Origin of the sequence: Burkholderia sp. Ac-20392 (assembly GCF_017104585.1) — a bacterium.
Lineage (GTDB): Bacteria > Pseudomonadota > Gammaproteobacteria > Burkholderiales > Burkholderiaceae > Burkholderia > Burkholderia lata.
Window position 1 is genome coordinate 1 of record NZ_JAAGPB010000141.1, and the last position, 17,880, is coordinate 17,880.

The 17,880-nt window shown below is 66.1% G+C and carries 15 protein-coding genes and 2 pseudogenes; 16 read left to right on the plus strand and 1 reads right to left on the minus strand.

The window, feature by feature from the left end:
* From G3N99_RS17380 to G3N99_RS17455, 16 genes and pseudogenes are all read left to right on the plus strand, one after another.
* Nucleotides 1–202: pseudogene (locus G3N99_RS17380) on the plus strand (ceramide glucosyltransferase); the annotation flags it as partial.
* A 136-nt stretch (nt 203–338) separates the two neighbouring features.
* Nucleotides 339–1,781 (plus strand): hopanoid biosynthesis associated radical SAM protein HpnJ, encoded by a 1,443-nt coding sequence (gene hpnJ / locus G3N99_RS17385; RefSeq protein WP_307873455.1) that lies wholly within the window; start codon nt 339–341, stop codon nt 1,779–1,781.
* A gap of 3 nt (nt 1,782–1,784) precedes the next feature.
* Nucleotides 1,785–2,669, plus strand: coding sequence for a hopanoid biosynthesis-associated protein HpnK (hpnK, locus tag G3N99_RS17390; protein WP_174935118.1), 885 nt, complete (start codon nt 1,785–1,787; stop codon nt 2,667–2,669).
* Nucleotides 2,666–3,709, plus strand: a complete 1,044-nt coding sequence (locus G3N99_RS17395) for a lysylphosphatidylglycerol synthase domain-containing protein (RefSeq protein ID WP_174935105.1) — start codon at nt 2,666–2,668, stop codon at nt 3,707–3,709. The genes hpnK and G3N99_RS17395 overlap by 4 nt, the downstream gene beginning before the upstream one ends.
* A gap of 87 nt (nt 3,710–3,796) precedes the next feature.
* A complete protein-coding gene (locus G3N99_RS17400; protein ID WP_174944365.1) occupies nt 3,797–4,354 on the plus strand; it encodes a hypothetical protein in 558 nt (185 codons plus the stop codon).
* A gap of 276 nt (nt 4,355–4,630) precedes the next feature.
* Nucleotides 4,631–5,320: a histidine ABC transporter permease HisQ gene (gene hisQ / locus G3N99_RS17405; protein WP_206123020.1), complete on the plus strand. Its 690-nt coding sequence runs from the start codon at nt 4,631–4,633 to the stop codon at nt 5,318–5,320.
* Nucleotides 5,317–6,030, plus strand: coding sequence for an ABC transporter permease (locus G3N99_RS17410; protein ID WP_011351456.1), 714 nt, complete (start codon nt 5,317–5,319; stop codon nt 6,028–6,030). Before hisQ ends, G3N99_RS17410 begins: the two co-directional genes overlap by 4 nt.
* Before the next feature lie 20 nt (nt 6,031–6,050).
* Nucleotides 6,051–6,851: an ABC transporter ATP-binding protein gene (locus G3N99_RS17415; RefSeq protein ID WP_174935097.1), complete on the plus strand. Its 801-nt coding sequence runs from the start codon at nt 6,051–6,053 to the stop codon at nt 6,849–6,851.
* A 22-nt stretch (nt 6,852–6,873) separates the two neighbouring features.
* On the plus strand, nt 6,874–7,917 hold the full coding sequence (locus G3N99_RS17420) for a GlxA family transcriptional regulator (RefSeq protein ID WP_069247521.1): 1,044 nt from the start codon (nt 6,874–6,876) through the stop codon (nt 7,915–7,917).
* Between the two features lie 1,043 nt (nt 7,918–8,960).
* Nucleotides 8,961–10,193: an aspartate aminotransferase family protein gene (locus G3N99_RS17425; protein ID WP_206123021.1), complete on the plus strand. Its 1,233-nt coding sequence runs from the start codon at nt 8,961–8,963 to the stop codon at nt 10,191–10,193.
* Between the two features lie 30 nt (nt 10,194–10,223).
* On the plus strand, nt 10,224–11,276 hold the full coding sequence (gene aruF, locus G3N99_RS17430; RefSeq protein WP_174935095.1) for an arginine/ornithine succinyltransferase subunit alpha: 1,053 nt from the start codon (nt 10,224–10,226) through the stop codon (nt 11,274–11,276).
* Nucleotides 11,273–12,304: an arginine N-succinyltransferase gene (gene astA, locus G3N99_RS17435; RefSeq protein ID WP_206123022.1), complete on the plus strand. Its 1,032-nt coding sequence runs from the start codon at nt 11,273–11,275 to the stop codon at nt 12,302–12,304. The genes aruF and astA overlap by 4 nt, the downstream gene beginning before the upstream one ends.
* Nucleotides 12,305–12,311: 7 nt before the next feature.
* Nucleotides 12,312–13,775 carry a succinylglutamate-semialdehyde dehydrogenase gene (gene astD / locus G3N99_RS17440; protein ID WP_174935091.1) on the plus strand — a complete coding sequence of 488 codons (1,464 nt, stop codon included), beginning with the start codon at nt 12,312–12,314 and terminating at the stop codon, nt 13,773–13,775.
* A gap of 14 nt (nt 13,776–13,789) precedes the next feature.
* On the plus strand, nt 13,790–15,130 hold the full coding sequence (gene astB, locus G3N99_RS17445; protein ID WP_174935089.1) for an N-succinylarginine dihydrolase: 1,341 nt from the start codon (nt 13,790–13,792) through the stop codon (nt 15,128–15,130).
* A complete protein-coding gene (gene astE / locus G3N99_RS17450) occupies nt 15,114–16,169 on the plus strand; it encodes a succinylglutamate desuccinylase (protein ID WP_206123023.1) in 1,056 nt (351 codons plus the stop codon). The genes astB and astE overlap by 17 nt, the downstream gene beginning before the upstream one ends.
* Nucleotides 16,170–16,524: 355 nt before the next feature.
* The gene (locus G3N99_RS17455; RefSeq protein ID WP_043182082.1) at nt 16,525–17,319 is read left to right on the plus strand and encodes an ABC transporter substrate-binding protein; all 795 of its coding nucleotides are present in this window, start codon (nt 16,525–16,527) and stop codon (nt 17,317–17,319) included.
* A 108-nt stretch (nt 17,320–17,427) separates the two neighbouring features.
* Here G3N99_RS17455 and G3N99_RS17460 read toward each other — a convergent pair.
* A pseudogene (locus tag G3N99_RS17460) lies at nt 17,428–17,880 on the minus strand (histidine kinase); the annotation flags it as partial.

Genomic DNA, 17,880 nt, shown 5'->3' on the forward strand with positions numbered 1-17,880 from the left:
TCTCGTGCTGCACGCCCGCGGCGAGGACGGCTGGCGCGCGTTCTGGCGCGACTTGCCGCTCGTCGCGGTGCGCGACACGCTGCTCGCGCTCGAGTGGCTCGCCGCAGTGTTCGGCACGCACGTCGTGTGGCGCGGCGCGAGGATGACGGTCGTCGGCGGTGAACGCGCGACGGCGGCAGTGGAAGCAGTGGACGGCCGCTAGGGCCGTTCCGACCGAACCCGGCCCGAGGGCCGAGACGCGTTGCACGGCGAGGCCGCGCGGCGCGACATGACAAAGAGGCGGGCGCCGGCAGGGCGGCCCGCGGTTTTTTGACTGAATCGTTGTAACGAATCGAACTATGCAGGCTACCGGAGCATTCATGAAAACGCTGTTCTTGCAGGCCCCTTCGTATGACGGCTTCGACGGCGGAGCCGGCTCGCGCTATCAGGCGAAGCGCGAAATCCGTTCCTTCTGGTATCCGACGTGGCTCGCGCAGCCGGCCGCGCTCGTGCCGGGCAGCCGTGTCGTCGACGCCCCGGCCGACGGCCTGTCGGTCGAGGAAACGCTGAAGATCGCGAACGACTACGACCTCGTGATCATCCACACGAGCACGCCGTCGTTCCCGACCGATGCGATGTTCGCGCAGGACCTGAAGAAGATGAAGCCGTCGATGCTGGTCGGCATGGTCGGCGCGAAGGTGATGGTCGATCCGCACAACTCGCTCACGGCGAGCGAGGCAATCGACTTCGTGTGCCGCGAGGAATTCGACTACACCTGCAAGGAAATCGCCGAAGGCAAGCCGTTCCCTGAGATCAAGGGCTTGAGCTGGCGCGCGAAGGACGGCTCGATCGAGCACAACGAAGCGCGTCCGATCCTCGAGAACATGGACGAACTGCCGTTCGTCGCGCCCGTCTACAAGCGCGACCTGAAGATCGACAACTACTTCATCGGCTACCTCAACTATCCGTACGTATCGATCTACACGGGCCGCGGCTGCAAGTCGCGCTGCACCTTCTGCCTGTGGCCGCAGACGGTCAGCGGCCATCGCTACCGCACGCGCTCGGTCGAGAACGTGATCGCGGAAGCGAAGTGGATCCGCGACAACATGCCGGAAGTGAAGGAGCTGATGTTCGACGACGACACCTTCACCGACGACCTGCCGCGCGCTGAAGCGATCGCCATCGGCCTGGGCAAGCTCGGCATGACTTGGTCGTGCAATGCGAAGGCGAACGTGCCGTACAAGACGCTCAAGGTCATGAAGGAAAACGGCCTGCGCCTGCTGCTGGTCGGCTTCGAATCCGGCGACGACCAGATCCTCGTGAACATCAAGAAGGGTGTGCGCACCGATTTCGCGCGCCGCTTCAGCGCGGACTGCAAGAAGCTCGGCATCAAGATCCACGGCACCTTCATCCTCGGCCTGCCGGGCGAGACGCAGGAGACCATCAAGAAGACGATCGAGTACGCGAAGGAAATCAATCCGCACACGATCCAGGTGTCGCTCGCCGCGCCGTATCCGGGCACGACGCTCTACAAGCAGGCCGTGGAAAACGGCTGGATGGAAGAGAACAAGACCATCAACCTGGTGAGCAAGGAAGGCGTGCAGCTCGCGGCGATCGGCTATGCGCACCTGTCGCGCGACGAGATCTATCACCATCTCGAGCAGTTCTATCGCCAGTTCTACTTCCGCCCGTCGAAGATCTGGGAGATCGTCCGCGAAATGCTGACGAGCTGGGACATGATGAAGCGCCGTCTGCGCGAAGGCGTCGAGTTCTTCCGCTTCCTGCGCGCACACGAGGCCTGATTCGTGGCGACGCAGCCGGCGGCGCGTGCGCTGATCTTCACCGCGGACGACTTCGGGCTGCACCCGCGCGTCAACGCGGCGGTCGAGCGCGCGCACCGCGACGGCGTGCTGAACGCCGCCAGCCTGATGGTCGCGGCGCCCGCCGCGGCCGATGCGATCGAGCGCGCGCGGCGGCTGCCGTCGCTCGCGGTCGGTCTGCATCTCGTCCTCGCGGACGGCCCGGCCACGCTGCCCGCGCATGAGATTCCCGCGCTCGTCGGCCCCGACGGGCGGTTCGGCGATGCGATGGCGAAGGACGGCTGTCGCTTCTTTTTCCTGCCGCACGTGCGGGCGCAGCTGCGCCGCGAGATTCGCGCGCAGTTCGATGCGTTCGCGGCGAGCGGGCTGCCGCTCGACCACGTGAACGCGCACAAGCATTTCCATCTGCACCCGACCGTGCTGTCGATGATCATCGAGATCGGCCGCGACTACGGGCTGCGTGCGGTGCGGCTGCCGTACGAGACGAGCGCGCCCGCGCTGCTCAAGCCGTGGATCGCGCTCGTGCGCGCGCGGCTCGACCGTGCGGGGCTCGCGCACAACGACTACGTGGTCGGGATCGAGCATACGGGCGCGATGGACGAAACCGTGCTGCTCGATGCGCTGGCCAAGCTGCCGCCGGGTGTCGGCGAGATCTACTGCCATCCGGCCGAGGCCGGTGACGGCCCGATCACGCCGACGATGGCCGGCTATCGTCCGGTGGACGAACTCGATGCGCTGCTGTCGCCGCGCGTCGCGGCCGCGCTGAAAGCGGCGGGTGTCGCGACCGGCGGTTTTGCCGACGTGTTCGGCCAGCCCGCGGCACGGCGCGGCGCGCAAGCGTCGCGCGCACCGGGAGCGCAGCCGTCATGACCAAGTGGATCAAATGGCTCGGCTGGCCGCTCGGCATCGGCATCCTGCTCGCGCTGGGGCTGCACGAGGGCATCGGCGACGTGTCGCAGATGCTCGCGCGCGCCGGTTACGCGCTGCTGTGGCTCGTGCCGTTCCATGCGCTGCCGCTGCTGCTCGACGCGTACGCGTGGCACCTGCTGCTCGACAAGCGCTCGTCGCTGCCGTTCCTGTGGTGGATCGCGACCGTCCGCGAAGCGGTGAACCGGCTGCTGCCGGTGGTCGGGATCGGCGGCGAGCTGGTCGGCATCCGGCTCGCGCGCTGGCAGGTGCCCGACGCGAGTCGCGTGACGGCGTCGGTGATCGTCGAGGTGCTCGTGACGATCGTCGTCCAGTATGCGTTCGCGGCGCTCGGCCTCGTGCTGCTGCTCGCGACGACGGACAACATGGGCGGCGGCACGATCGGCCTTGCGCTGTTGCTCACGCTGCCGCTGCCGGTGCTCGGCGTCGTGCTGATGCGTCGCGGCGGCATCTTCCATGCGATCGAGCGTTTCGCGGGCCGCCTGCTCGGCGATTCGCACCGGCTGCTGCAGGGCGTCGACGGCAAGCGGCTCGATGCCGACATCGATGGGCTGATGTCGCGCACGGGCCTGCTGTTCAGCGCGTTCTTCTGGCAGCTGGCCGGATACATGCTCGGCGCGCTCGAGATCTACTGGGCGCTCGCGCTGCTCGGCCATCCGGTGTCGATCGGCGGCGCGATCGCGATCGAGGCGATGACGCAGGCCGTGCGGCATGCGGCGTTCATGGTGCCGGGCGGCCTCGGCGTGCAGGAGGCGACCGTCGTGCTGCTCGCGCAGATGTTCGGCGTCGACCGCGAGACGGCGCTGTCGCTCGCACTGGTCAAACGCGGCCGCGAGGTGCTGTTCGGTTGCCTGGCGCTCGGTTCGTGGCAACTGGCCGAACTCGTGCGCACGCGCCGCCGCATCGGTGCGCCGCCGGCCGTGCCGCGCGCGCCGGAAGCAACGAGCCGCGTGGCCGAGACTGAAACCGAAACGATGCATTGATTACGAGACGGGCCGCGCGCCCGTCTCGCGCTTTTGGCGTCGCACGGGTATCCTTGCCGCGTGTTTTCTCGACGTGCATTTCTTCCGATGAATTTCCGTTTCCGGCTGCTTCCCGTCACGATGCTGGCCGCCGCGCTGGCACTGACCGGCTGCGACGACAAGCAAGGCAACCTCGACGTGCAACGTATCAGGGACTTCTTCAACGCGATCAAGCCCGCGCCGCTGCTGCTGAAGGGGCTGAAGGTCGGCGAATCGACCGAGGCCGACGTGCGCGGCACGATGGGCAAGCCGGAGACCGAGCGCGACTTCACCGACGGCTCGAAGCGGCTCGAATACCCGCGCGGCCCGATGGGCAACCAGACGTGGTTCGTCGATCTCGATCCGAACGGCCGCTACACGGGCGCGACGCAGGTGCTGACCGCCGAGAATTTCGCGAAGGTGCGCCCGGGCATGAACGAGGACGAGGTGCGGCGCCTGCTCGGCAAGCCCGGTGACATCGCGCAGTATCCGCTCAAGCCCGAGATCGTCTGGAGCTGGCGCTGGCTCGAGGACGGCGTCAACACCGACGCGTTCTTCAACGTCCATTTCGGCCCGGACGGGCTTGTCTATACGACTTCGCGCTCCGACATCCTGAAGGGGCGGTAAGCGCAGCCGCAGCCGTCTTCGGCGCTATATCGAAAAAGCGACCGGAAAATTGCAAAAAGTCCGCTTCCTTGCCGGTTATCCGGTTGTCAGGGAGCGGCTTTTTTCCTTTTGAAACAGCGGCGTAGGCCGTAGTTGCAAATGATGGGACGGATTGTTGCGGCGCAGCAATCGCGTGCAAGGTGGTTTGAGGCAATCAATTTCGCTTGCGACTATCCGCGTCAGCCCGGCGCGGGACAGGCATACGCGTCGGCATCCATTCCAACTCTGGAGACGCGCGTGTTCCTTTACGGCTTTGGTCCTGTCCTCTGGGCCGGCACCGTGCAGACCATCGAGCTGTCGGTGCTGTCGCTCGCCGCTGCGGTGGCGCTGGGGCTGATCGGCGCGGTGGCGAAGCTGTCGCACAACCGGGTGCTGCGAGCGATCGCGACCGGTTATACGACGCTGATCCGCTCGGTGCCCGATCTCGTCCTGATGCTGCTGCTGTTCTACAGCATCCAGATCTGGCTGAACCAGTTCACCGACTTCGTCGGCTGGGACCAGATCGACATCGACCCGTTCGTGGCCGGCGTGCTGACGCTCGGCTTCATCTACGGCGCGTACTTCACCGAGACGTTCCGCGGTGCGTTCCTGTCGGTGCCGCGCGGCCAGCTCGAAGCCGGGGCGGCTTACGGGATGAGCGGCGCACGCGTGTTCGCGCGGATCATGTTTCCGCAGATGATGCGCTTTGCGCTGCCCGGGATCGGGAACAACTGGCAGGTGCTCGTGAAGGCCACCGCGCTGGTGTCGATCATCGGCCTTGCGGACGTCGTGAAGGCCGCGCAGGACGCCGGCAAGAGCACGTTCAACATGTTCTTCTTCATCCTCGTCGCGGCGCTGATCTATCTCGCGATCACGACCGTTTCCAACCTCGTGCTGATCCAGCTCGAGAAGCGTTATTCCATGGGCGTGCGGCACGCAGATCTATGATCGAGATTCTCCAGGAATTCGGCCAGGCGTTCCTTTACTGGGACGGCCAGCGCCTCTCCGGCCTCGCGGTGACGTTGTGGCTGCTCGTCGCGTCGATTTCGCTCGGCTTCGTGTGCGCGGTGCCGCTCGCGGTGGCGCGCGTGTCGAAGAACAAGTGGGTGTCGACGCCGGTGCGGTTCTACACGTACGTGTTCCGCGGCACGCCGCTCTACGTGCAGTTGCTGCTGCTGTACACGGGCATGTACAGCCTCGAGTTCGTGCGTTCGCACTCGCTGCTCGACGCGTTCTTCCGCAGTGGCTTCAACTGCGCGATTCTCGCGTTCGCGCTGAACACCTGCGCGTACACCACGGAGATCTTCGCGGGGGCGATCCGCGCGATTCCGCACGGCGAGGTCGAGGCTGCGCGTGCGTACGGGATGTCGCCGTTCACGATGTATCGCCGCGTGATCCTGCCGTCGGCGCTGCGTCGCGCGCTGCCGCTGTACAGCAACGAGGTGATCCTGATGCTGCACGCGACGACCGTCGCGTTCACCGCGACCGTGCCGGACATCCTGAAGGTCGCGCGCGATGCGAATTCCGCGACCTACATGGCGTTCCAGTCGTTCGGGATCGCCGCGCTGATCTATCTTGCGGTATCGTTCGCACTCGTCGCGGCGTTTCGCCGCGCGGAGCGCCACTGGCTTGCGTATCTCGCGGCCGCCCGTCATTGAATCACTTCGAGGAGAGCCAGTTGGCCGAGATCACTCAAACGAGCGCTGCCGCTTCCACCAAGCTTGCCGCGGTCGACATTCACAAGCGCTACGGTGACAACGAAGTGCTCAAGGGCGTATCGCTGAACGCGAAAGCCGGCGACGTCATCAGCATCATCGGCGCGAGCGGCTCGGGCAAGAGCACGTTCCTGCGCTGCATCAATTTTCTCGAGCGGCCGAATGCGGGGCAGATCGTCGTCGACGGCGAGACCGTGCGCACGAAGACCGACCGCGCCGGTGCGCTCGAAGTTGCCGATCACAAGCAGTTGCAGCGCATTCGCACGAAGCTCGCGATGGTGTTCCAGCACTTCAACCTCTGGGCGCACATGAACGTGCTCGAGAACGTGATGGAAGCGCCGCTGCACGTGCTTGGCGTTTCGAAGAAGGAAGCCGAGGAGCGTGCGCGCGAGTATCTCGAGAAGGTCGGCTTGCCGCCGCGCGTCGAGAAGCAGTATCCGTCGCATCTGTCGGGCGGCCAGCAGCAGCGCGTGGCGATTGCACGCGCGCTGGCGATGCATCCGGACGTGATGTTGTTCGACGAGCCGACGTCGGCACTCGACCCGGAGCTGGTGGGCGAAGTGCTGAAGGTGATGCAGAAGCTGGCCGAGGAAGGCCGCACGATGATCGTCGTCACGCACGAGATGGGTTTCGCGCGCAACGTGTCGAACCACGTGATGTTCCTGCATCAGGGGCGGACCGAGGAAGAGGGCGATCCGAAGGAAGTGCTGGTACGCCCGCAGAGCGAGCGGCTGAAGCAGTTCCTGTCGGGCAGTCTCAAGTAACGCGACAAGGCAGGTTTCAACCGTGGTACCGGTGTCTCGTCCCGCAGGCGCCACCCGCACGACGCAGGTGGCGATCGTTGCATTGCCGCCCGTGTCGATGTCGGGCGTGGGTCCGATCGTCGATGCGCTGAACCTCGCGAACGAGATCGACGGGCGGCTGCTGTATCGCTGGCAGGTGTGTTCGTGGGACGGGCGGCCGGTGCCGCTCGCCGGCGGCGCGCAGTGGCATGCCGATGCCGCGTTCAACGATGCGATTGCGTGTGACTGGGTCATCGTCGTGTCGGAGCGGTTTCAGCAGTTTGCCGACTACCGGTTGTTTCTCGCGAGTCTCGCGAGGGTGGGGCAGCGGACGCCGATCGTCACCGGCATTCACCACGGCGTGTGGTGGCTCGCGATGGCCGGGCAGCTTTCCGGGTATCGCGTGAGCGTGAACTGGGAGACGTATCAGCAGTTCGCCGAACAGTTCGAGCGGTCGATCGTCACGCAGCAGATCTTCGAGATCGATCGCGATCGAGCCACCTGTGCCGGTGGGCAGGCTACTGTTGACTTCATGCTGGCCATGATTGGCCGGGAACATGGGCCGGATCTCGCGGAGAGGATCGCAGATGCGCTCGGCGCCGGGACGCTGCGGAGTGGCGAGGAACGCCAACGGATTCCGTTTGTTACCGCGCCCGGTGAGCGACATCCTCGGTTGAATGATGCTCTGCTGTTGATGGAAGCCAATGTCGAAGATCCGTTGACCACCGATGAGATCGCCGAGCTCGTTGGCGTTTCGCGCCGGCAACTGGAGCGGCTCTTTCGACAGTATCTCGGGGCGATGCCCTCCAAGTATTACCTCAATCTTCGGTTGCTAAAGGCAAGGACTCAGTTGCAGCGGACCAGCAAGTCGGTTGTTCAAGTCAGTCTCGCTTGCGGGTTCTCTTCTGCTGCGCACTTTTCTAACGCTTACCGCGAACGGTTTGGCGTGACGCCTCGGGAGGATCGGAGAGCGTGGCTCGAGAAGCAGACCGGTGGAGGCGGCGAGCCTCGTGGGGGCGCGCTTGTCGAGCGCGGTGCGAAGGATTGATTTCGTTTTTTGTGGTTCGCTTTTGTTTTTCGTGAAGCACCTGTGGTCTTGTCGGTCTATTAGTGTCGCCCCTGCGCGGGGCGGCGGTTACTTTTCTTTGTCTTGCCAAAGAAAAGTAACCAAAAGAAAGGCGCTCGGATAACACATGACTTCCCGGTGCCGTGGCACTCGGAGTGGATCGCGCCTAAGTGTCCGCGCCAGCCAGGAACGCGGAGTGGTTCGAGCAATGGTTCCGACACCCTCCACTACCCAACAGAGCGGTATACCGCCCGCTAGCTCCGCCCTCGCTTCGCTCGGTCGACAGGGACATCCCCTCCAGTAGCCATTGCGGTCAATCAGTTCCAGCAATCACACGCGAGCACCCGGATTCTGCAAATCTAGGCGCCCTCATTCACAAGGAAAAAGGGATGCATCAATCAGGTTTGCGGGCACGAGAGCATACGGCCGCAAGACGTTATCAAACGCCACTGATGGCAAGCAATCCGACAGGTACGAATGGTGTGAGTAAAGAGAGGGCGGGCCTGTTGATGCATTGCGGACAGAAGCACGAGAGCACAAGCAATGCGACGTGAAGTACCTTGCAGCCGAGCGTAGCGAGGATGGAGCTAGCGGGCGGTATACCGCTCTGTGGGGTAGTGGGAGGTGTCGGAACCATTGCTCGAACCACTCCGTGTTCGCGACTGGCGCGGACACTTAGGCGCGGTCCACTCCGAGTGCCACGGCACCGGGAAGTCATGTGTTCTCCGAGCGCCTTTCTTTTGGTTACTTTTCTTTGGCAAGACAAAGAAAAGTAACCGCCGCCCCGCGCAGGGGCGACACTAATAGACCGACAAGACCACAGGTGCTTCACACCAAACAAGAGCGCACCACCCAAAAAGCCTCAAAATACCGACACCCAAACCCAAGCCCCCCGCCCGGAAGGGCAAAAACAAAGCGCACTATCCGCTTCCGATAGAACCCGTCGCAATTCCGCAAGACGCTTGCGTCACCCTTACCTAAACTTGATCCTGTTGAACCCTCTTACGAAACCGAAAGGAACGACCATGACGACCTCGACCGTGAACCGCCAGACATTCGATGAAGTGATGGTGCCGGTATTTTCCCCCGCGCCGTTCGTGCCGGATCGCGCAGAGGGCTCCCGCGTGTGGGACACGGCCGGCCGCGAATACATCGATTTCGCGTGCGGCATCGCCGTGACGTCGCTCGGCCACGGCCACCCGGAACTGCTGAAAGTCCTGGACGAACAAAGCCGCAAGCTCTGGCACATCGGCAACGGCTACACGAACGAGCCGGTGCTGCGCCTCGCGAAGCGCCTCGAATCGCTGACCTTCGCCGACCGCGCATTCTTCGCGAACTCGGGCGCGGAAGCGAACGAAGCCGCACTGAAGCTCGCGCGCCGCGTCGCGTTCGATCGCCACGGCGCCGATAAAGCCGAAATCATCTCGTTCGTGCAGTCGTTCCACGGCCGCACGTTCTTCACGGTCAGCGTCGGCGGCCAGCCGAAGTACTCGGAAGGCTTCGGCCCCGTGCCGGCCGGCATCAAGCACCTGCCGTACAACGACATCGAAGCCGCGAAGGCCGCGATCGGCCCGCAAACCTGCGCAGTGATCGTCGAGCCGGTGCAGGGCGAAGGCGGCGTGATCCCGGCCGATCCGGCCTTCCTGAAGGCGCTGCGCGAAGCGTGCGACGCACACGGCGCGCTGCTGATTTTCGACGAAGTGCAAACGGGCGTCGGTCGCACGGGCCAGTTCTACGCTTACATGGATACCGGCGTCACGCCGGACATCCTGACGACCGCCAAGGCGCTCGGCAACGGCTTCCCGATCGGCGCGATGCTGACGACGAACGAACTGGCCGCGCACTTCAAGGTCGGCGTGCACGGCACGACGTACGGCGGCAACCCGCTCGCATCGGCCATCGCCGACAAGGTCGTCGAACTGATCGGCGACCCGGCACTGCTCGAAGGCGTGCGCGAACGCAGCGTGCGCCTGAAAGGCGCGCTCGAGCGCATCAACGCGCGCTTCGGCATCTTCAACGACGTGCGCGGCAAGGGCCTGCTCGTCGGCGCAGAACTCACCGCCGCATTCGACGGCCGCGCGAAGGACTTCGTCACCGCAGCAGCAGAAAACGGCCTGATCATGCTGATCGCCGGCCCGAACGTGCTGCGCTTCGTGCCGTCGCTGGTGATCCCGTTCGACCTGCTCGACGAAGGCATGAAGCGCTTCGAGAAGGCAGTCGAACAAGTGCTCGCCGCCCAGGAAGCCACCGCGCGCTGATCGGCGCACCCATCGCAGACAGGAACGACGATGCTATTTGTTCGCCCCGGCAAACTCACGGATCTCGATGCGCTCGCGCACATGGCGCGCACCGCGCAGCCGGTCCTGCACTCGCTGCCGCACGACCGCGCGGCGCTCGAAGCGCGCGTGGCGCTCTCCGAGGATTCGTTTCGCGCGGACGTCGACTTCGCCGGCGAGGAGTTCTACCTCTTCGTGCTCGAGGATTCGACGACCGGCAAGCTGCTCGGCACGGCGAGCATCGTGGCCGCGGCCGGCTACTCGGAACCGTTCTACGCGTTCCGCAACGACGCATTGATCCACGCGTCGCGCGAGCTGCACGTGAACCGCAAGATCCACGCGCTCACGATGTCGCACGAGCTGACCGGCAAGAGCCGGCTGGCGGGCTTCTACGTCGATCCGTCGCTGCGCGGCGACGCGGCCGCGCACCTGATTTCGCGTGCGCGGATGATGTACATCGCCGCAAACCGCCGCCGCTTCACGCCGGAAGTGTTCACGCTGCTGCTCGGCGTGAGCGACGGCAACGGTGCATCGCCGTTCTGGGAAGCGGTGGGCCGCAAGTTCTTCGGCCGCGACTTCACCGACGTCGACATCGCGTCGGGCGGCCGCAGCCGCACCTTCATCGCGGAAGTGATGCCGGCCTATCCGCTCTACGTGCCGCTGCTGCCGGAAGCCGCGCAGCGCGTGCTCGGCGAGCCGAACGAATCGGCGCTGCTCGCGTACGACATCCATCTCGAGGAAGGCTTCGAGCCGGACCGCTTCGTCGACATCTTCGACGCAGGCCCGGTGCTGACCGCGCAGGTCGACCGCACCGCGTGCGTGAAGCACGGCGCCGAGCGCATCGTGCGCGAGGCCGCGCACCAGCAGGGCGATGTGGCCTACATGGTGTCGACGGGCAGCGGCGAATCGTTCCGCTGCGTGCTGGCCGACCTGCCGGGCGATGCGGGTGACGCACCGCTGGCCGGCGACGTGCGCGCGGCGCTCGACGTGAAGGATGGCGATGTCGTGCGCTGCGTGCCGCTGCACCGCCGCGACGATGAAGATTTGAAGGGAGATGCAGCATGATCGTCGTTCGGGTCGTACAAACGGGCGACGTCGATTCGCTCGTGTCGCTCGCGAAGGAAACCGGGCCGGGCCTGACCACGTTCAAGCCCGACCGCGACGCGCTCGCCGCGCGCATCGAGCGCACGCGCCGCACGCTCGCGGGCGAGGCGGCGGCCGGCGAGGCCGGCTATTTCTTCGTGATGGAAGAATCGAAAACGGGCGACATCGCGGGCGTGTGCGGGATCGAGACGCAGGTCGGCCTCGAACAACCGTTCTACAACTATCGCGTGAGCACGGTCGTGCACGCGAGCCAGGAGCTCGGCGTGTGGACGCGGATGTCCGCGCTGAACATCTCGCACGACCTGACCGGCTATGCGGAAGTGTGCTCGCTGTTCCTGAGCCCGCGCTATCGCACGGGCGGCGTGGGCGGCCTGCTGTCGCGCTCGCGCTTCATGTTCATCGCACAGTTCCGCGAGCGCTTTCCGGAACGCATCTGCGCGGAACTGCGCGGCCATTTCGACGACGACGGCACGTCGCCGTTCTGGCGCGCCGTCGGTTCGCACTTCTACCAGATCGATTTCAACGCGGCCGACTATCTGAGCTCGCACGGCCGCAAGTCGTTCCTCGCGGAACTGATGCCGCGCTACCCGGTGTACGTCGACCTGCTGCCGCAGGACGCGCAGGACGCGGTCGGCCTTACGCACCGCGACACGCTGCCGGCCCGCAAGATGCTCGAGGCGGAAGGGCTGCGTTACCAGAATCACGTCGACATCTTCGACGCGGGCCCCGTGCTCGAATGCCACGTCAACGACCTGCGCACGGTGCGCGAGAGCGTCGTCGTGCCGGTCGTGATCGGCGTGCCGGACGCGAGCGAAAATGCACCGAAGTCGCTCGTGTCGAACACGTCGCTCACCGACTTCCGCGTCGGCGTCGCGCCGGGCGTGGTCGCGAACGGCTCGTTCGTGCTGTCGGCCGACGATGCCGTCGCGCTCGACGTGAAGGCCGGCGATCCGGTGCGCGTGCTGCCGCTCAAAGTCAAACAGGGATAAACGAATCATGACGGAACTCTTCATCGACGGCGCCTGGGTCGCAGGCTCGGGCCCCGTGTTCGCTTCGCGCAACCCCGGCACCGACGAGATCGCATGGCAGGGTGAAAGCGCGTCGGCGGCGGACGTCGATCGCGCGGTCGCCAGCGCGCGCCGCGCATTCGCCGGCTGGTCGGCGCTCGACTTCGAATCGCGCTGCGCGATCGTCAAGCGTTTCGCCGCGTTGCTCACCGAACGCAAGGAAGCCATCGCAGCCGCGATCGGCCGCGAGACGGGCAAACCGCTGTGGGAAGCGCGCACCGAAGTCGCGTCGATGGCCGCGAAGGTCGGCATTTCGATCCAGGCCTACCAGGAACGCACCGGCGAGAAGCGCCAGGACATGGCTGACGGTGTCGCGGTGCTGCGCCACCGCCCGCACGGCGTCGTCGCGGTATTCGGTCCGTACAACTTCCCCGGCCACTTGCCGAACGGCCACATCGTGCCCGCGCTGATCGCCGGCAATGCGGTCGTGTTCAAGCCGTCGGAACTCGCACCGGGCGTCGCGCGCGCGACGGTCGAAGTGTGGAAGGAAGCAGGCCTGCCGGACGGCGTGCTGAACCTCGTGCAGGGCGAGAAGGACACCGGCATCGCGCTCGCGAACCATCGGCAGATCGACGGGCTGTTCTTCACCGGCAGCTCGGATACCGGCACGCTGCTGCACAAGCAGTTCGGCGGCCGTCCGGAAATCGTGCTCGCGCTCGAGATGGGCGGCAACAACCCGCTCGTGATCGGCGAAGTCGAGGATATCGACGCGGCTGTCCATCACACGATCCAGTCGGCGTTCCTGTCGGCCGGCCAGCGCTGCACGTGCGCGCGCCGCATCTTCGTGCCGCAGGGTGCGTTCGGCGACCGCTTCCTCGCGCGCTTCGCCGACGTCACGTCGAAGATCACGGCCGACGTGTTCGACGCCGATCCGCAGCCGTTCATGGGCGCGGTGATCTCGGCGCGTGCCGCGGCGAAGCTCGTCGACGCGCAGTCGCGCCTGATCGAGCAGGGCGCGAAGCCGATCATCGCGATGACGCAGCGCGATCCGCGCCTCGGCTTCGTGAACGCGGCGATCGTCGACGTGACGGGTGTCGCGAACCTGCCGGACGAAGAACACTTCGGCCCGCTCGCGCAGATCGTCCGCTACGCGACGTTCGACGACGCGATCGAGCGCGCGAACGACACGGCGTTCGGCCTGTCCGCCGGCCTGCTGGCCGACGATGCGAAGGCATGGGAACACTTCCGCCGCACGATTCGCGCCGGGATCGTCAACTGGAACCGGCCGACCAACGGCGCATCGTCCGCCGCGCCGTTCGGCGGCACCGGCCGCTCGGGCAACCATCGTCCGAGCGCGTACTACGCGGCCGACTATTGCGCGTATCCGATGGCGTCGGTGGAAAGCACGCAACTGACCTTGCCCGCGAGCCTGTCGCCGGGCCTGCATTTCTGATCGAGGGAACGACGATGAACGCACAAGAAGCCAATTTCGACGGGCTCGTCGGCCCGACCCACAACTACGCCGGGCTGTCGTTCGGCAACGTGGCGTCGCTCAACAACGAAAAGTCGGCCGCGAATCCGAAGGCCGCCGCGAAGCAGGGGCTGCGCAAGATGAAGCAGCTCGCGGATCTCGGTTTCGCGCAAGGCGTGCTGCCGCCGCAGGAGCGGCCGTCGCTGCGCTTGCTGCGCGAACTCGGCTTCTCGGGCAAGGACGCGGACGTGATCGCGAAGGCCGCGAAGCAGGCGCCCGAACTGCTCGCCGCGGCGAGCTCGGCATCGGCGATGTGGACCGCGAACGCGGCCACCGTCAGCCCGTCGGCCGACACGAGCGATGGTCGCGTGCACTTCACGCCGGCGAACCTGTGCAGCAAGCTGCATCGCGCGATCGAGCACGAAGCGACGCGCCGCACGCTGTCGACGCTGTTCGCCGATCCCGCGCATTTCGCGGTGCACGAAGCGCTGACCGGCACGCCGGCACTCGGCGACGAAGGCGCGGCGAACCACACGCGCTTCTGCGCCGAATACGGCAAGCCGGGCATCGAGTTCTTCGTGTACGGCCGCGCGGAATACCGCCGTGGCCCCGAGCCGAAGCGCTTCCCGGCGCGCCAGACCTTCGAGGCGAGCCGCGCGGTCGCGCATCGCCACGGCCTTGCCGAAGAAGCGACGGTCTATGCGCAGCAGGATCCGGACGTGATCGATGCGGGTGTGTTCCACAACGACGTGATCTCGGTCGGTAACCGCGACACGCTGTTCACGCACGAGCGCGCGTTCGTCAACAAGCAGGCGATCTACGACACGCTGACCGCTGCGCTCGACGCACGCGGTGCGCGCCTGAACGTGATCGAGGTGCCCGACGCAGCCGTGAGCGTGAACGACGCGGTGACGTCGTATCTGTTCAACAGCCAGCTGCTGTCGCGCGCGGACGGCTCGCAGGTGCTCGTCGTGCCGCAGGAATGCCGCGAGAACGGCAACGTCGCGGCCTATCTCGACGAGCTTGCCGCCGGCAACGGCCCGATTCACGACGTGCTCGTGTTCGACCTGCGCGAAAGCATGAAGAACGGCGGCGGCCCTGCCTGCCTGCGCCTGCGCGTGGTGCTGAACGAAGCGGAACGCGCGGCCGTCACGTCGAACGTGTGGATCAACGACACGCTGTTCGCGTCGCTCGATACCTGGATCGACCGGCACTATCGCGATCGCCTCGCACCGGAAGATCTCGCCGACCCGGCGCTGCTCGATGAATCGCGCACGGCGCTCGACGAGCTCACGCAGATCCTGCGCGTCGGTTCGCTGTATGACTTCCAGCGTTGATTCACGCATGGCCAACGCGCTGCTCGACGACTTCCTCGCGTTCACGCTGACCGGCAGCGCACCGTCCGCCACGGACGGCGCCTGCGCCGCCGGCGCCGTGCGCTGGCAATGGCTCGGCGACGGGCTGCTCGCGCTGGAACCGGCCGCGGCAGAGGCCGCCGATACGGCGCGCGCGAGTGTGCTCGTGTCGGCCGGCGTGCACGGCGACGAGACGGCGCCGATCGAGCTGCTGTCGATGCTCGTGCGCGATCTTGCATCGGGGACGCTGCCGCTCGCGTGCCGGCTGCTCGTCGTGCTCGGCAACGTGCCGGCGATGCGCGCCGGCGAACGCTATCTCGACGACGACCTGAACCGCCTGTTCAGCGGCCGTCACGCGCAGGTGCCCGACAGTCGCGAAGCGCCGCGTGCCACGCAGCTCGAAGCCGCTGCCGCCGCGTTCTTCGCGGCCGCGCCGGCCGGCGCCGCGCGCTGGCACATCGACATGCATACGGCGATCCGCGCGTCGGTGTTCGAGCAGTTCGCGCTGCTGCCGCACACGGGCAGGCCGCCGACGCGCACGATGTTCGAATGGCTCGGCGACGCGCAGATCGCGGCCGTGCTGCTGCATACCGCGAAGGGCAACACGTACTCGCATTTCACGGCCGAGCATTGCGGCGCGCTCGCATGCACGCTGGAACTCGGCAAGGTGCGCCCGTTCGGCCAGAACGACCTGACGCGCTTCGCGCCGGCCGACCGCGCGGTGCGCAAGCTCGTGTCGGGCGCCTCTTGTGAGGCCGACGTTCCGTTGCCGCGCGTCTTCACGGTGATCGACCAGATCACGAAGCAGAGCGACGCGCTCGAGCTGTTCGTGGCGGCCGACGTCGCGAACTTCACCGCGTTCGCACGCGGCACGGTGCTCGCGCAGGACGGCGACTACCGCTACACGGTGACGCACGACGAGGAGCGCATCGTGTTCCCGAATCCGTCGGTGAAGCCGGGTTTGCGCGCGGGCCTGCTCGTCATCGACACGACCCGCGAGACGGTCGCGGCGCTTGTCTGACGTTGATCGATTGCGCGCGGCCGTGGCGATCCGCGGCCCGCGCATCGTCCGGCAACCATTCCATTTTCGAGATGAAGCCTGCACGCCGCGCAGACGGCCGGCGGGTCGCGCTTGCGTATTTGCGACATCGTTTTGCAAGTTCGACGGGCAGCCCGGCTGACGTCGATGCACGCAGTGCAGCATCACGTACCGGCGGCTGCTTTGCCATATCGGGCCGCGCGGATTGGTACAATCGCGGCCTTGCGGCTGTTGCGCCGCATCACGGCGCGGCGGCGGCATTGCTCTGGTCATCCGACCCTGCAATGATGCATGCGCCCGTAGTTCCGGAACATTCGAGTATCGAGGAGAACACCTGATGAAGTTGGATTGGCGTAAAGTGGCCGCGCATGCGGTGGTGGCGGCATCGGCCGTGGCGGCAGGCAGCGCGATGGCAGCGGATCTGAAAGAGATCCGTTTCGGCGTCGAAGCCTCGTACGCGCCGTTCGAATACAAGACGCCCGACGGCAAGCTGACCGGCTTCGACATCGACATCGGCAACGCGGTGTGCGCGAAGCTGAAGACGAAGTGCGTGTGGGTCGAGAACGACTTCGACGGCCTGATCCCGGCGCTGCAGGCGCGCAAGTTCGACGCGATCAACTCGGACATGACGATCACCGACCAGCGCAAGCACGCGATCGCGTTCACCGACGCGATCTACACGATCCCGAACCAGCTGATCGCGAAGCAGGGCAGCGGCCTGCTGCCGACCCCGCAATCGCTGAAGGGCAAGCGCGTCGGCGTGCTGCAGGGCACGATCCAGGAAGCGTACGCGAAGAAGAAGTGGGCGCCGGCAGGCGTCGAAGTCGTGCCGTACCAGACGCAGGACCTGGCCTACGCCGACCTGAAGTCGGGCCGTCTCGACGCGACGTTCCAGGACGCGGAAGCCGGTTCGAAGGGCTTCCTGACGAAGCCGCAAGGCCAGGGCTTCGCGTTCGCGGGCGGTACCGTGAGCGACGCCGAGATCCTCGGCTCGGGCGTCGGCTTCGGCCTGCGCAAGAACGACGCGGCGCTGAAGACCGCGCTCGATCAGGCGCTGAAGGAACTGAAGGCCGACGGCACGATCGACAACCTCGCGAAGAAGTACTTCAGCGTGCCCGTGACGCTCAAGTAAGCGTTGCGTTCGACCGCACGATGCAAGCTTACCGGCCGCTGATGCGGCCGGTTTGTTTTTGGGGGCGGGAAATGACGGGAAACGGTGCGGCAGCGCCCGGCGGCCGCGTCAGGCCGGAAAGAACCGGCCCAGTTCGCGCGCGAGCTCGTTGAGCACGGCCATCTCCTGTTGCGTGATCTTGCGCGCGGGCTGCGCGCCGGCCCAGTCGCCGTACAGCAGCGCGACGGTCGTCGTGCCGACCCGCACGGGCAGCAGCACGAACGCGCGCGTGTCGTCGAATGCGTCGAGATACCACGCGGGCAGGCGCTTGAGCATCTTCGGCTCCTGCGCCTGCTCGATGAAGATGCCGACCGAGTTCGAGATCGCGAGATGAAACACGTCCGGCTCGAAGCGCTCGTCGAAGCGCAGCCGGTCGAGCGTCGTATCGACGCCGGGGCCGAAGCCGAGGCGCGCGGCGAACATGCCGTCGTCGTGGCGCACGAACATCACGGTGCGCGTGAACGCCAGGCCGGCCAGCAGGCTTTCCGACGCGAGTGCGAGCACCGGCGTCAGCACGTGCTC